The following is a 12,957-nucleotide window of genomic DNA, read 5'->3' as shown; positions in this document are numbered from 1 at the left end:
CGTCGCGTCAGCCACCGCAACGGACCGCCGCCTTCCTTCCGTCCCACCCTTGCATCTCCTATCGAATATCGATAGTTTTCCATCGTGATTCGATAGAAGGACTGGTCATGGGAAAGCTGACTGTGCGTGCGCTGCGCGCGGTACTCGTGGTGGTGCTCGCCGGCACCGTGTTCGTGCAGGCGTTGATGGTGTGGACATTGGTCAGCGGGAACGACCCGGAGGACGGAACGCTCCCGCTGACGGCGTTGCGCCTGTTCACGATCCTTGGCATGGTGTCGGCCCAGGTCGCCCTGATCTGCGTATGGCGGCTGGTGACGATGGTGCGACGCGGAACCGTGTTCTCCCCGTCCGCCTTCCGGTACGTGGACGGCGTGATCGGCGCCATCGTGGCGGCCGCCCTCGTATGGTTCGCGGTCACGGCCGTCAACGCGCCGGGCCAGCGGGACGACCCGGGCGTCACCGTCATCATGGGCGGGATCGGCCTGGCCATCCTGGGGGTCGCGCTCATCGTGCTCGTGCTGCGCATGCTGCTCGCACAGGCCGTCGCCCGCGACGGCGAAGCAGTGCAGATGCAGGCCGAGCTGGACGAGGTGATCTGAAGCCGATAGCCGATCACCGTCGAGAGCCTGTTGGATCGCAGGCCGCGATACGACCGCCGGGGAGACGTCCGTGAGCAACACCGCAGCAGGCGAGGCAACCGCTCACCCTTTCGCCGTCCGACCGTTGGACACGGACACCTGGCCGGCGTTCGCCCGACTGATCGAGGCGAACAACGGCGTGTGGGGCGGCTGCTGGTGCATGGGCTTTCATGTCAAGGTCGGGAAGGGGCGCACCTCCCAGCAGAACCGGGCCGAGAAGGAGCAGCGAGTCCGTGAGGGGCGGACCCGTTCCGCCCTCGTCTTCGAGGGCGACGACTGCCTGGGCTGGTGCCAGTTCGGCTCGCCGACCGAGCTGCCGGAGATCAAGAGCAAGCGGACGTACGAGAAGGACCTCGTGGTGCTGCCGGACTGGCGCATCACCTGCTTCTTCACCGGGAAGGGCCTGCGTAGGCGCGGTGTCGCTCATGCTGCGCTCGGCGGGGCACTGACCGAGATCGCCCGCAAGGGGGGCGGCACGGTCGAAGGCTACCCCGAGGAGACCGACGACCGTTCGGTGTCGGGATCGTTCCTGCACACCGGCCCGATGGCCGTCTTCGAGGACTACGGTTTCACCCGGACTCGGCCGATCTCGCCCCACCGCTGGGTCGTCAACCTCACCATCGCCCCAGCCCGAGGCTGAACCGCCGGCTGATCGAGCGGCGACGGCCCTGGGCGCACTCACTGAGGGCGTCCCGGCCTGCCCGCATTCCCGGCCGGACAGCGCGCTCGGGCACCCGGAGGGGTGAGTCAGGCGCTGGAACCGGCCCGACGTCTCCGGCTCCGGCGCAGGTCGCGGGTCCGTCCGCGATGGAGGGGCCTCGACCGTCCGCCGCTGTCAGGCCTGGAGGCTCTCGGCGCGGGAGAGAGCCCGCTTGAGCAGGCCCTCCAGCGCGTCCTGCTCGTCCTGGGTCAGGCCGGTGAACAGGGGTTCCTCGGTCAGGACCGTCAGCAGCCGTTCCCGCAGCCCGGTGCCCTCCGGGGTCAGGACGAGCTGCTTGGCGCGGCGGTCGGTGGGGTGGGGACGGCGCTCTATCAGCCGCAGGGTCTCCAGCTTGTCGATCACGACGGTGGCATTGGACGGTTCGCAGCTCATCCGCCCGGCCAGCTCACGCATGGTCATCGGAGCGATCATCTCGCGCAGGGCCGAGGCCTGCGCGACGGTCAGACCGAGCCCGGACACCCATTCACGCATGCGCGCACTGCTCTGCATGTCCAGGTCGTGCACCAGCTTGCCCAGCTCCCACTGAGCTTCCGCCTGCTCCTGTGTCATCGCCATGACCCCAGACTACCAAACTGCTTCAACCCATGATAGATATGATTTGAAGCATTCAAGCCATATGCATTGGAGGGGCCTCATGAACCTCAACCTCACGGGCAGGACCGCCGTCGTCACCGGTGCCGGCCGGGGCATCGGTCTGGCCACCGTCCGGACCCTGATCGACGAAGGTGTCCGCGTCGTCGGCGCCGCGCGCACCATCACGCCCGAGCTGAAGGAAACCGGCGCCCACGCCGTGTCGGCGGACCTGAGCACCGCGGAAGGCGTCGCCACCGTCATCGACACCGCTCTGGTCGAACTGGGCGGCATCGACCTGCTGGTGAACAACGTGGGCGGCGGGGACGAGGCGGTCATGGGCTTCCTCGACGCCGGCGACACCCAGTGGACCCGCATGTTCGACATCAACGTGCTCGCCACCGTCCGCGCCACGCGCGCGGCCCTGCCCAGCCTGATCGAGCGTCGCGGGGCGATCGTGAACATCTCCTCCACCGTCGCCCGGCTGCCGACCGGGGTTCCGGCCAGCTACAGCGCCGTCAAGGCAGCGGTCACCGCGCTCGGCAAGTCCCTGGCCGAGGAGTTCGGCCCCCAGGGCGTGCGCGTGAACACCGTCTCCCCCGGCCTGGTCCGCACCACCGTCTACGAGGACCCCGACGGCCCGGTCGCCCAGCTGGCCGCGGCGGCAGGGGTCGGCCTCGCCGACTTCGTCCAGCAGATCGCGAAGTCCCAGAACATCACGACCGGCCGCATGAGCGAGGCCGCGGAGGTCGCGGCCCTGGTCGCATTCCTGCTGTCCGACGTGGCCGGCAACATCACCGGCGCCGACTACGTCATCGACGGCGGCACCGTCAAGACGGTCTGAACCAGCTGCCGACCCCGCCGCGGCGGGGTCGCAGAATCCAACACCTCAACCCCCAACCACGGAGGCCAGACCCATGGCTCACGTCGTCTCCGCGTCCGCCGAGCGCACCATTGACGCTCCCGCCGACGAGGTCTACCGGTACCTGACGGACATGCAGCTTCACTCCCGGTTCCTGCCGCCCCCCTTCTACGACTTCCACGTCGAGGAGGGCGGCGTGGGCGCAGGCAGCGTCATCCGATTCAAGATCGACTTCGCTGGGGGCGTCCGGGAACTCCGGATGAAGGTCACCGAGCCGGAGCCGGGCCGAACCCTGGTCCAGACCGACACCAACAGCTCCGGCCTCGTCACGACGTTCACCGTGACCCCGCAAGGCGCGCAGACGCTGGTGAACATCACCTCCGGCTTCGACGGCGAGAGCGGCGTCGCCGGCTTCGTCGAGCGGATCATCGCGCCGCGCAGGCTGCACCGCATCTACGGCAAGGAACTGGCCCGCCTCGACGCCTACGCCCGCGAGCAGCGCGCCGGTTAGCAGCGGTACGTCGGCTGGAGCAGGGCCCCGCCCTCACGCCGTACTCGACGGTCCACACCAGTTGTCAGTCATCAGCGATCAGCGATCAAGGAGAAGGAGTCAACCATGAAGATGCTCACCTTCAAGGCAACGACCCACGAAGCGAAGCCCGCCCGGATCGGCGCGCCGATCAGCGCGGCGGCCATGGAGTCCGTGATCGACGAGCCGGGGCCGGTCGAGGTCGAGACGATCGGCGCGGACTGGGAGGCGCCCATCACGGGACTGCTCAACATCAAGCACCCGAAGGCCGTTGCCGCGGGGATCACCGAACACAAGGAGCCCATCAAGATCTACGCCCACGTCGTGCGGCACCCCACGCGGGGTTTCTTCCTCGTCGACACCGGTGTCTCGCGGCGGCTGCTGGAGGACCCCGTCGGCGTGGGAGTCGGAATGATGCTGAGGAAATTCGGGGGCATCGAGAAGATGCGCCCTCAGCAGAGCACCGCGGAGATCATCGAAGCGGAGGGAGTCCCCCTGAACGGCGTCTTCATGACCCATCTCCACCTCGATCACGTCTCCGGCCTCCCGGACGTCCCCAAGGACGTCCCCCTCTACACCGGCGCCGACGAGGCGGAGGCATCGCTCTTCCTGAACCTGTTCGCCCAGGGGACGAACAACCACCTCCTGGCCGGACGCCCGCCGCTCGAGGAACTCCAGTTCACGAAGGACCCGGGCGGAAGGCTCGAAGGTGTCAACGACGTGTTCGGCGACGGCTCGTTCTTCGCGATCCTGACCCCGGGGCACACCACGGGACACGTCTCCTACCTCGCCCGCACCGCAACGGGTCCGGTGCTCATGACCGGTGACGTCAGCCACACGCGCTGGGGCTGGGACAACGGCGTCGAGCCCGGAACGTACATGCAGGAGCGCGCAGCCAGCATCAAGAGCCTGCTCGCCCTGAAGGCGCTCAGCGAGCGCCACCCGAACATGACGGTCAGGCTGGGCCATCAGGAGTAGGCAGGACTCCAGCGGCAGCATCCGGAAGAAACAGGCCCGTCAGACCAGACAGAACTCGTTGCCTTCCGGGTCTGCCATCACCACGTGATCCGGCCTGCCCTGCAACTCCTCCTCGCGGACCACGGTCGCGCCGGCAGCGACCAACCGCTCCACCGCCTCGACCACGCGCGGCCAGCGCACCTCCCACGGTGTTTCACGACCGCCACCGACCTGGACGTCGAGGTGCAGCCGGTTCTTCACCACCTTCGGCTCCGGCACCTTCAAGAAGGACAGGGCGGGGCCGGCGCCGTCCGGATCCGAGAGGTACGCCCCGTCATCCCACTCGTCCTCCGGAACCTCATGATGACGAAGCCACTCCTCCCAGCTCCCGAACCCTGCGGGCGCGGGCTTCTCCGCGTAGCCCAACGCCAGCGCCCAGAACGCGGCCAGTTCTGCCGGGAACGCGCAGTCGATCGTCAAGCTCCACTTGGTCGCCATGAGCCCTCCCCCGTCGGAGGAACGGACTGTACCGCCCGCCTCCGACACCTCCTGCCGCCGCCTCGCGCATCCCCTGCGGCCTGCCCACGGATTGCCGTCCCTGCGAGACAGTGCGCTCCGCCGGCCGCGTCGCCGAGCAGCGGCTCGCCCGAGCCACAGGAGACATGCCAGCAGGGGGACCGCCGCGTAGGTCGCCATGCCCACACTGGAGCCCAGCCCGTCCATGAGCGCGCCGAGGACGAGATAGCCGGTGCCGATGAGCGCCGACTCCACGAAGGTGATCATCGACAGCAGGCTCGCCCGGTGGCGTGACGGCACGGCCTCGTTGAACACGTTGTCCACGATCACGGCGGTGATCTCGGGAATCCCGACCAGGGCCAGGAACGCGGCGAGGGTGACCCAGACAAGGCCGAGACCGCTGAGACCGAGTGCAGCGGCGAGTGTCAGGAGAGACACCGGGACCATGACCCGGTACCCGATGCGTCGGTCCGCTCGGTCCGACAGCAGTGAAGTGAGCCCGCCGGCGAAGAATCCCGCGGATATGACCACACTGACCAGTGCGGTGCCGGCTCCCTGATCGGAGAGGGTCTTCTGCGTGAAAATGATGTACGGCGTCAACGTCGCGTGCATCAATCCGGACACCACGACAAGCGTCACGAGCGTCGGCGTGGCGACCCGAAGCATCGCCCGCCATGGCGTGGCGTCGCCGTGCCCCTCCCCCGCTCCGTCCTGCTCGTCCACCGCGTCGGCGCCGCGGATCTCGGGCACCCGTGACATCAGCACGGCCACGGCCAGGGCGAGGCACGCCGCCGAGCCGACGTAGACGGCTCCCCAGGAAATCCGCTGAAGTTGGCCGCCGAGGACGATGGCGGCTCCCGACGTGACCGTCCCGAGCATGGTGAACCGGGACTTGATCTTGACGTAGCCGGCCGTTGCGCCACGCCGCACGAGCAGGTCGTACAGGAGGGCGGTGTCCGCTCCGGACACACACGCCATGCCCACGCCCTGCCCGATGAACAGCGCCAGGAACACCCAGTAGGTGGAGGACGCCACCTGACCGAGCAGACAGCCGGCTATCAGCACCTGACCGATCACGAGAGCGGCACGCCTGCCGATACGGTCGGCGATGACTCCCGTCGGTAACTCCGCAAGTCCGCTGACCAGGTAGAGCAGCGTCTGGAGCAGGGCCACTTGCCCGGCGGAGAAGCCTCGCTCCTGGAGGAACAGCACGAATACACCGCGCTGGAACAGCGTGTTGGTGAGCACCGCGTAGACGTAGAACGGGCGCGCGACCCGCCGTGATGCCTGGTCGACCACAGCCGACCCGCTGAGGACCTCCGTGCTGCCGGTCATACTGCGGGCTCCCCGATGGCTCCGGTGATCACTGGTGTCGGGCCCAAGCCGCCGACCGGAACCTCCAGTCCCTACGTCGCCCAGACATCGCCCGCCGACCAACGATCTTCACACCAGGCGGGCCCCCAGCACCAGCACGCCCCGCGTCGTCCTGACCACCCGAGGAGACCCGGATCCTCACCTTCGCGCTGGGCGCGGCGGGGACCCTCTCCGAGCGGACGCCGGAGGACCCCGTGCCGCAGACTCCGTCGACTCGGCGCGACAGCGCTGTCGGCGGCCTTCCGTCCAAGGGCGAGCCCGAGGGGGAAGGCCGCCTGCTTCGCGGGTCGGGGAGCGCACAGGTCTGACCGACGACGAGTCGGCGTTCTCGTCGTGCCGCTCAGTTCCGCCCCGGCATGCGCCGACGCCACCACGCCAGAGCCGCGCCGATCAGCAGGATCCCCACCACGCCCGTGGCCGCCGACGCGGCGATCAGGACGGTGTTGCGCGTGCCGTCGGCGGAGTCGGCCGGCTGCAGGGCGTCGCTCACCTGGTTGAGAACGTCATGGCCACCGGTCGTGCCCTTCGCGAGCGGGCCTCGCGAACCCGGCACGGGCTCGGCCAGATAGGGGAAGGAGTCGCCGAACCTCTGGTCGTTGACGTCGACCGCGTCACCCAGGTCGTTCTTGGAACCGACCAGCTCCCCCTCGACGACCTGCAGTGCGATGTCCACGACGTCATCGGTGAGCCGGCGCCCATTCGGGAAGCCCGCCTGGTCGCCGTCGAGCACACCGAGCCGTTTCGGCGTGGCGGCCGGCTTGATCGAGGTGTTCAGGCGCAGCATCTCCGCCGGTCGCACGTTCGGCGGCTGGTTGAGGCCCTTGACGCCTTTGAGGAAGACATCGAGGAGATCATTGCGTGGTTCCGCGGGCGCCTTGATCTTGTAGACGGTCTCGATGAGCCTCGGAAGTTCCGGGTTGGTGACGTTCTTCAGGAACTGACCGTCGTTCCAGGGCGAGGACGCGTTGAACTTGTCCTTGTCCTTCAGCGGATTGACGACCTCGTTGACCAGCGGGTTGCCCAGACGTGAGACCTGCTCGTAGGAGCCCTGGGCGTTCCTTCGCTGGGTGGTCGACCAGATGCCGACGACCGGCTGGCTCTTCGACTCGGTGATCATGTCGGTGGGCAGTTGCAGGGCGACCGAGTTGACGTTGTAGCCCTTGAGGGTGTCGTTGCCGACCTCGGAGAGGTCCCCGCCGTACAGCAGATCGAACACGCGCAGGTCGAGGAAGAAGGGGTCGTCCGCCTGGCCCGCGAACGTCCGGGCGCCGTCGGCGAGCTTACGGACGGCCTGCCTGCGCAGGGTGCCGTAGTCCGGCATCGACGCCTTGCCGACGTTCGACGGAGCCACCGGCATGTCGTCGGCGAGCTTCGTCCTCGACACGACCTGCTGGTTGTGCAACTTGAACAGCTCGATGTCGTAGGTCTGCGTGACGTTCAGGTCCGGGTCGTCCAGGCCGGTGACCGGGCCCGTGTTGTAGAGGAAGGTCTTCTTGGACTTCGTGTGCGTCCTGAAGGTGTAGCGCAGCAGCAGTTCACCCTGAGCGTCACCATTGTTGTCGATGTGGATGTCGTACTGGGCGTCGTCCGCGAACGTGTAGAAGTTCGGGCCGCCCGCCGGATCCTCGAACGGGATCCAGTTCGCGATGATCGTCGTCGTCTCCGGACTGTCCGGACTGACGAAGGCGTACACGTCCGTGTTGTCGTACCGGGGCTGCCCCGAGATCAGCGGAGCCTCCCGGTGACTGGAGGCGGATGCCGCCCCCGGTCCCAGTGTGGCCACGCCGGCTGCTGCGAGTCCCCCCGCGGCCAGTGCACCCGCTATGAGGGTCGCGAGGCCCCTGTGCCCCGCGCCGCTCCTGGAGATAGGTGTCATACCGTCCGTCCTCCATGCCGACTTCCCTGACACCCGAGGATTCGGAACAGCCACCTCTGAGGATTGGTGAATATTGACTGATCTGCCGGATCTATCAGTTGATCTGTCGATAGGTATCGACTCCCCCTGGCGTCTCGCCTTCACCGATGACATGGCGGACGCTCCAGGATCCCGTCCATCGCCGCGTAGATGCGTCGCGCCCACTCCGCCTTCGTCTCGGCGCCGTCCGGGATACGGCCCCTGAGTGGGCGCGGGCGATGGAGGCCGCTGCGCGGACACCGGCGGGCGTCAGGCGCGAGTCGCGCCATCCGCAGACGACTCCCTGGACGTGCCGCGTCGCCTCTGGATGGGTGACGACCTGCTGATCGCGGCCCGCCACGCTGGTCGTCGGGGCCCGTACCCGTGACGCTGTTGCCGATGAGCATGGCCCCTGCGGGCCATGGCGGCACCAGGCTGCCGATCCTGGTGGGGAAGGCCGTGACACCGCCGATCCGGCCGACTGGCTCGGTGAGCACGCCGGGGTCGAGGTCGTGTGCCGGGACGGCTCGCTCGTCAACCTTGCGGGGAATCACCGAAGGCGCTCCATCAACGGTGCAGGTCAACGACAGCTTTCACCTCTGGCAGCGCCTGCCCCGCCCGGGTCGGCACGGCCGCGCACCGCGCCTGCGTGACCGCCGCCGCCAGCCGCCCGATGAGCCCGACGGCCGACAGACGACAGACGCGATCTCCGGTTTCGCCGACGTGGCGGTCCTGACGATCACCAGGAGAGAATGGTGCGTGGGGGGACTGTGAAGAAACGGGGGTAACTGTGCGCGCCGACGCGGAAGTTGGGGACTACGGGAACGGAACTCGGTTGCTGGGCCGCTCCGTCGAACTGGCCCGGTTCGACGCGCTGCTCGACCGTGCGGCAGTCGACGCGCGCGGCACGGCGCGAGGCGAGGAGTTCCCTGACAGCGGCCGTTCCCGGCTCGTCGACATCACCGGTGAGGCCGGTATCGGCAAGAGCCGACTGCTCGGCGAGGTCTGCGCACGGGCGCGTCGGCGCGGAATGACGGTCCTGCGCGGCAGAGCCACGGAGTACGAGCGGCAGGTGCCGTTCCAGGTGTTCACCGACGCGCTCGCCCACCTCGACCCGCACACCCTGGACGGCTTGCAGGAGACTGACGCGGTGGCGCCCCTCCTTCGGCGAAGCGGCGCGGTCGACCGTTTCGGACTGCACCGGTCCACGGCCGTCCTGCTCACCCGGCTCGCCGCCCCGTCCGGGCTGCTGCTGGCTCTCGACGACCTGCACTGGGCCGACTCGGCGTCACTGGAGCTGCTGGACCATCTCGTACGCCATCCCGTGCACGCCCCCGTCGTGCTGGCCGTGACACGCCGTGACCGCCAGAGCCCCGAGTCCCTCGCCGCCAGGCTCACCCGAGGACTCGACACCGGCACGGTCGTCAGACTCGGCCTGAGACCGCTGAGCGCACGCGACTGCGCCGAACTGGCGGGCCCCGGCCTGCCGCCCGCCGAGACGGCCGCGTTGTACGCCACGAGCGAGGGCAACCCGTTCTACTTCCTGACCCTCCTTCAGGCCCACCGCGAGGGTACGTCGCCCGAGCCCTCGGCGCCGCCCGGGCTCGGCGCCCTGCTGCTGGACGAACTGACCGTGCTCAACTCCTCCCAACGCGGCATCGCCGAGGCCGTGGCCGTACTGGGCGAGCACGCCACCCCGGCGATGGTGAGCCGGGTGACCGGCCGTTCCGGTACCGCGTTCACCGCTGACGTCCACGCTCTCACTCGCCGCGACCTGCTGCGCTCCGCCCCGCAGGGCCTGCTGACCCTGCGGCATCCGGTCGTGCGAACCCTCGTCCACGAGAGCACGCCCTTCTTGAGGCGCGTCGAGATCCACCGGCTCGCCGCGCAGGAACTGTTCCGCGCGGGCGCCTCCGCCGCAGAGCGGGCCCACCATGTGGAGAAGTCGCTGACCGCCTGGGACCCGGCAGCGGTGGCCGTGCTCGACGAGGCTGCCGCACGAACCGCCCGAACGGCCCCGGCAAGCAGCGCCCACTGGCTCGATGTGGCACTCCGCCACCTTCCGCACGCTCCCGAACACGACTCCCGGCGGCGTGAGTTGATCCTGAGGCGGGCTCGCGCCCTGGCCGCGTGCGGTGGCCTGCGGGAGAGCCGCGACCTGCTGCAGGAGCTGATCGCCACCCCGGGGCAGCCACCCGGTGGCCCGACCGCCGGCGAGGACCGGAGCCTCAGAGTGCGCGCGGTCGTCCTGTGTGCGCTGGTGGAGCGTCATCTGGGGCACTGCACCGAGGCTGTCGCGCTGTTGCGCCGCGAGCTGGCCCGCGGGCCCGCACCGGCCGACGTCGTCCGGCTCGGCCTGGAGCTCGGCTCGGCGGCGCCCCAGGACAGCGACACCTCGTACGCGCGGGTGCGCACCGAGGTCGAGGCCGCGCTCGCGGCGGCCCGCTCCACGGGGGACGAGGTCGGGGAGGCGGGCGTCCTCGCCGTCGCCGCCCTGGGAGAGGCGTACGAGGGCAACATGAGCGCGGCGCACGGACTCGCCCGGCAGGCCACCACCCTGGTCGACTCCCTGCCCGACAACGACCTCACCGCGCTGTGCGAACCACTGGCCCGGCTCAGCTGGGCGGAGGCGTTCCTGGAGCACTACCCGGACGCGGAGCGGCACGCGGAGCGCGGCCTCGACATCGCGCGCCGCAGCGGCCAGCTCTATGTCGTGCCCCATCTGCTGCTGTGCCTGTCCCATGTCCGGGTCCAGACCTGCCGGATCTCCTCGGCGCTGGAACTCGCCGACCAGGCCGAGGACATCGCCCGCGGGATCGGCAGCGACCAGTTGCTCGCGTTCGTGCTGGCGAGCAAGGCCGCGGCGCTCGTCGCCGGCTGCCCGCCGGGTGATCCGCGCGCCCTCGCCGTCGCCGAGGAGGCGGTGGCCGCCGCCGGTACCGGGGTCGACTGGTGGGCTTCCACGGCCTGGTGCATCTTCGGCTGGGCCGCGCTGATGGCCGGCGATCCGGTCCGCGCCCGGGACGCGATGCTCCGGGCGGGCGGCCCCGAACTGCAGCGGATCCAGCCCTCGATGCGACCGCTGTACCTGGAGATCCTGGTCACGTCCGCACTGGTGACGGGCAGACCCGAGGAGGCCCGCGGCTGGGCCGAGCGGGCGCGTAAGGAGGCGGAACAACTGGGGCTGCCGATGCAGCGGGCGTCCGCGCTGCGCAGCACCGCCCATCTGCCGCTGGCGCAGGGGGACATGGCAGCGGCGGCGGACCTGTTCGCGGAGGCCGCGGCGGAGAGCGCCCGCTGCGGAGCGGTCTTCTGGGAGGCCCACTCCCTGCTGCTCGGCGCCCCGCTGGAAGCGGCGGCGGGCCGTGGCCCGGGCGGCACGCACGCCTGGCTCAGGGGGCGCCGGCTCGCCGAGGCGGGCGGCAGCGGGATGCTGGTGAGCCTCGCCGACGCCACCCGTCCGCGCGGTGGCGGATCCGGGGCTCCGTACGATTCTCCGGACCGCGCCGAACTCGCCGAGCGGCTGGCAAACCTGACCGCCCGGGAGCGGGAGATAGCCGAACTGGTGGCGCAGGGGCTCACCAGCCAGGCCGTCGCGGACCGGCTCTACGTCAGCCGGCGTACCGTCGAGACCCATGTCTCCCGCATCTTCCGCAAGACGGGGGTCTCCTCGCGTACCGCCCTGGCCACGCTGATGGCCCGCCGCCGCACCGGGAGCCGTTTCGGGGACGCCCGCATGGAGCAGGACTGAGCGTGGCAGAGGCTGCCGGCGAGGACGAAGACGAAGCGGTAGGAGCCGTCGGAGCCGGCCTTGGTGGTGGTGCTCAGGGTGCCCGTGCTGCTGGTCTTGACCGTATTGAGGGTGGTGTAGGTGCTGCTGCCCTTCTTGCGGAACTGCAACCGCACCGGCTCCGGGGAGGCGTCGGCGGTCAGCTCGGCGGCACGCCTCCTGCAGGGGTAGCTGTATCCGTGAGATCCGTCGCCGCCCCGGGGTGCTCCGCTGCCTGGGCGGCCCCCGGAAGAACGAGCATCGAGAGGACGGTCGCTGCACGCGTGGACCCCGCGGAAGGGGCTCAGGGCGTGGGAGAGCCGAAAATGTCGTCGAGGTCGAAGCTGTGGTCGGGTGTCGGGTAGAGGTCCGTCGGCTCGTAGCCCGGTGTGGGGAGGTCGGCGGGGTCGGCGGTGGGCTTGCCGTCCGGGCTGCACACCTGCGGTGCGGAGGGCTCGGACAGTTCGTGGTCGGCGACCCGCTGCGACCGGAAGTCCACCGTGGCGCGACCCCAGAGGTCCTTGCCGCCGCCGACCTCGACCTCCTTGGGCAGTTCCTTGCTCATCAGCGGCTTGCCGACGGTGACCGAGACGAGGGCGCCCTCGCAGGGGCTGCGGTCCGTCGCGTAGAGGGACGCGGGCAGAGCGATCTTCCGCTCGGCGCTCGCGTCCACGTGGAGTTCGGTGCGTTTCACCCGGCGGATGTCGAAGTAGTAGTCGGGTCGCGTCCCGTCCGCGAGCCGATCGCCGTCGGGGCTGTTCGCGACGCCGTACACCAGCTTCCAGAACTCGACCTGCACGGTGATCTTCCGGCAGAGCGGGCCGTTGTACCCCGGCAGACTGACCACCTTCACCCCGTCGCCCTCGTAGTTCTCCTTGGGCGTGTCGATGAAGCGCCGAACCCAGTCCCCGGACTCCTCGGCCGTCCACGCCGTGTTGTCGTGGCAGCCGGACGCCTCGGTCGGATACGGGGGTGCGAGAGACGGGGTCGGCGAAGGGCTCGGCGAATCGGACCCGCCCGTGGCGCTCCCGGACGGATCCCCGTAAGGGGAGGCGCCCTGGGCGCTCGAACAACCCCCGGTGAACAGAACGGCCACGGCGAGGGCCGTGACGCCATGCCCGGCGGAA

At 69.7% G+C, this 12,957-nt stretch carries 10 protein-coding genes and 1 pseudogene; 6 read left to right on the top strand and 5 right to left on the bottom strand.

The window, feature by feature from the left end; all coding sequences use genetic code 11:
* Positions 1–107: 107 nt before the first annotated feature.
* Positions 108–599 carry a DUF2975 domain-containing protein gene (locus ABZ490_RS14095; RefSeq protein ID WP_358988967.1) on the top strand — a complete coding sequence of 164 codons (492 nt, stop codon included), beginning with the start codon at positions 108–110 and terminating at the stop codon, positions 597–599.
* A gap of 124 nt (positions 600–723) precedes the next feature.
* The gene (locus ABZ490_RS14090) at positions 724–1,278 is read left to right on the top strand and encodes a GNAT family N-acetyltransferase (protein WP_358988965.1); all 555 of its coding nucleotides are present in this window, start codon (positions 724–726) and stop codon (positions 1,276–1,278) included.
* 195 nt (positions 1,279–1,473) lie between these two features.
* Here the strand turns inward: ABZ490_RS14090 and ABZ490_RS14085 are convergent, their stop codons facing one another.
* Entirely contained in the window at positions 1,474–1,908 is a 435-nt protein-coding gene (locus tag ABZ490_RS14085) for a MarR family transcriptional regulator (RefSeq protein WP_358989202.1), read from the bottom strand.
* A gap of 85 nt (positions 1,909–1,993) precedes the next feature.
* Between ABZ490_RS14085 and ABZ490_RS14080 the strand changes: the two genes are divergently transcribed.
* The 3 genes from ABZ490_RS14080 to ABZ490_RS14070 all read left to right on the top strand — a co-directional run bounded on the left by ABZ490_RS14080 (position 1,994) and on the right by ABZ490_RS14070 (position 4,298).
* Positions 1,994–2,773 (top strand): oxidoreductase, encoded by a 780-nt coding sequence (locus ABZ490_RS14080; protein WP_358988963.1) that lies wholly within the window; start codon positions 1,994–1,996, stop codon positions 2,771–2,773.
* A gap of 73 nt (positions 2,774–2,846) precedes the next feature.
* Complete coding sequence (locus tag ABZ490_RS14075; RefSeq protein ID WP_358988961.1) at positions 2,847–3,302, top strand: SRPBCC family protein; 456 nt, start codon at positions 2,847–2,849, stop codon at positions 3,300–3,302.
* A 105-nt stretch (positions 3,303–3,407) separates the two neighbouring features.
* Entirely contained in the window at positions 3,408–4,298 is an 891-nt protein-coding gene (locus ABZ490_RS14070; protein WP_358988959.1) for an MBL fold metallo-hydrolase, read from the top strand.
* A 39-nt stretch (positions 4,299–4,337) separates the two neighbouring features.
* Here ABZ490_RS14070 and ABZ490_RS14065 read toward each other — a convergent pair whose 3' ends face one another.
* The 3 genes and pseudogenes from ABZ490_RS14065 to ABZ490_RS14055 form a co-directional block, all read right to left on the bottom strand.
* Positions 4,338–4,775 carry a VOC family protein gene (locus ABZ490_RS14065; protein WP_358989200.1) on the bottom strand — a complete coding sequence of 146 codons (438 nt, stop codon included), beginning with the start codon at positions 4,773–4,775 and terminating at the stop codon, positions 4,338–4,340.
* A 150-nt stretch (positions 4,776–4,925) separates the two neighbouring features.
* Positions 4,926–6,128: pseudogene (locus ABZ490_RS14060) on the bottom strand (MFS transporter); the annotation flags it as partial.
* Between the two features lie 379 nt (positions 6,129–6,507).
* Entirely contained in the window at positions 6,508–8,043 is a 1,536-nt protein-coding gene (locus tag ABZ490_RS14055) for a DUF4331 domain-containing protein (protein ID WP_358988957.1), read from the bottom strand.
* Between the two features lie 853 nt (positions 8,044–8,896).
* Here ABZ490_RS14055 and ABZ490_RS14050 point away from each other — a divergent pair.
* Entirely contained in the window at positions 8,897–11,812 is a 2,916-nt protein-coding gene (locus ABZ490_RS14050; protein WP_358988955.1) for an AAA family ATPase, read from the top strand.
* Positions 11,813–12,134: 322 nt separating this feature from the next.
* Here ABZ490_RS14050 and ABZ490_RS14045 read toward each other — a convergent pair whose 3' ends face one another.
* On the bottom strand, positions 12,135–12,926 hold the full coding sequence (locus ABZ490_RS14045; RefSeq protein WP_358988953.1) for a hypothetical protein: 792 nt from the start codon (positions 12,924–12,926) through the stop codon (positions 12,135–12,137).
* Positions 12,927–12,957: the final 31 nt, after the last annotated feature.

Origin of the sequence: Streptomyces sp. NPDC005811 (genome assembly GCF_040630405.1) — a bacterium.
Lineage (GTDB): Bacteria > Actinomycetota > Actinomycetes > Streptomycetales > Streptomycetaceae > Streptomyces.
The sequence above is the reverse complement of the archived record's forward strand: the minus strand, read 5'-3'. Positions and strand labels throughout refer to the sequence as shown.

Excerpts from the sequence above, each read along its gene's own strand:
- ABZ490_RS14095 (WP_358988967.1), top strand. The coding sequence starts at position 108 with ATGGGAAAGCTGACTGTGCGTGCGCTGCGCGCGGTACTCGTGGTGGTG.
- ABZ490_RS14085 (WP_358989202.1), bottom strand. The coding sequence starts at position 1,908 with ATGACACAGGAGCAGGCGGAAGCTCAGTGGGAGCTGGGCAAGCTGGTG.
- ABZ490_RS14080 (WP_358988963.1), top strand. The coding sequence starts at position 1,994 with ATGAACCTCAACCTCACGGGCAGGACCGCCGTCGTCACCGGTGCCGGC.
- ABZ490_RS14075 (WP_358988961.1), top strand. The coding sequence starts at position 2,847 with ATGGCTCACGTCGTCTCCGCGTCCGCCGAGCGCACCATTGACGCTCCC.
- ABZ490_RS14070 (WP_358988959.1), top strand. The coding sequence starts at position 3,408 with ATGAAGATGCTCACCTTCAAGGCAACGACCCACGAAGCGAAGCCCGCC.
- ABZ490_RS14065 (WP_358989200.1), bottom strand. The coding sequence starts at position 4,775 with ATGGCGACCAAGTGGAGCTTGACGATCGACTGCGCGTTCCCGGCAGAA.
- ABZ490_RS14055 (WP_358988957.1), bottom strand. The coding sequence starts at position 8,043 with ATGACACCTATCTCCAGGAGCGGCGCGGGGCACAGGGGCCTCGCGACC.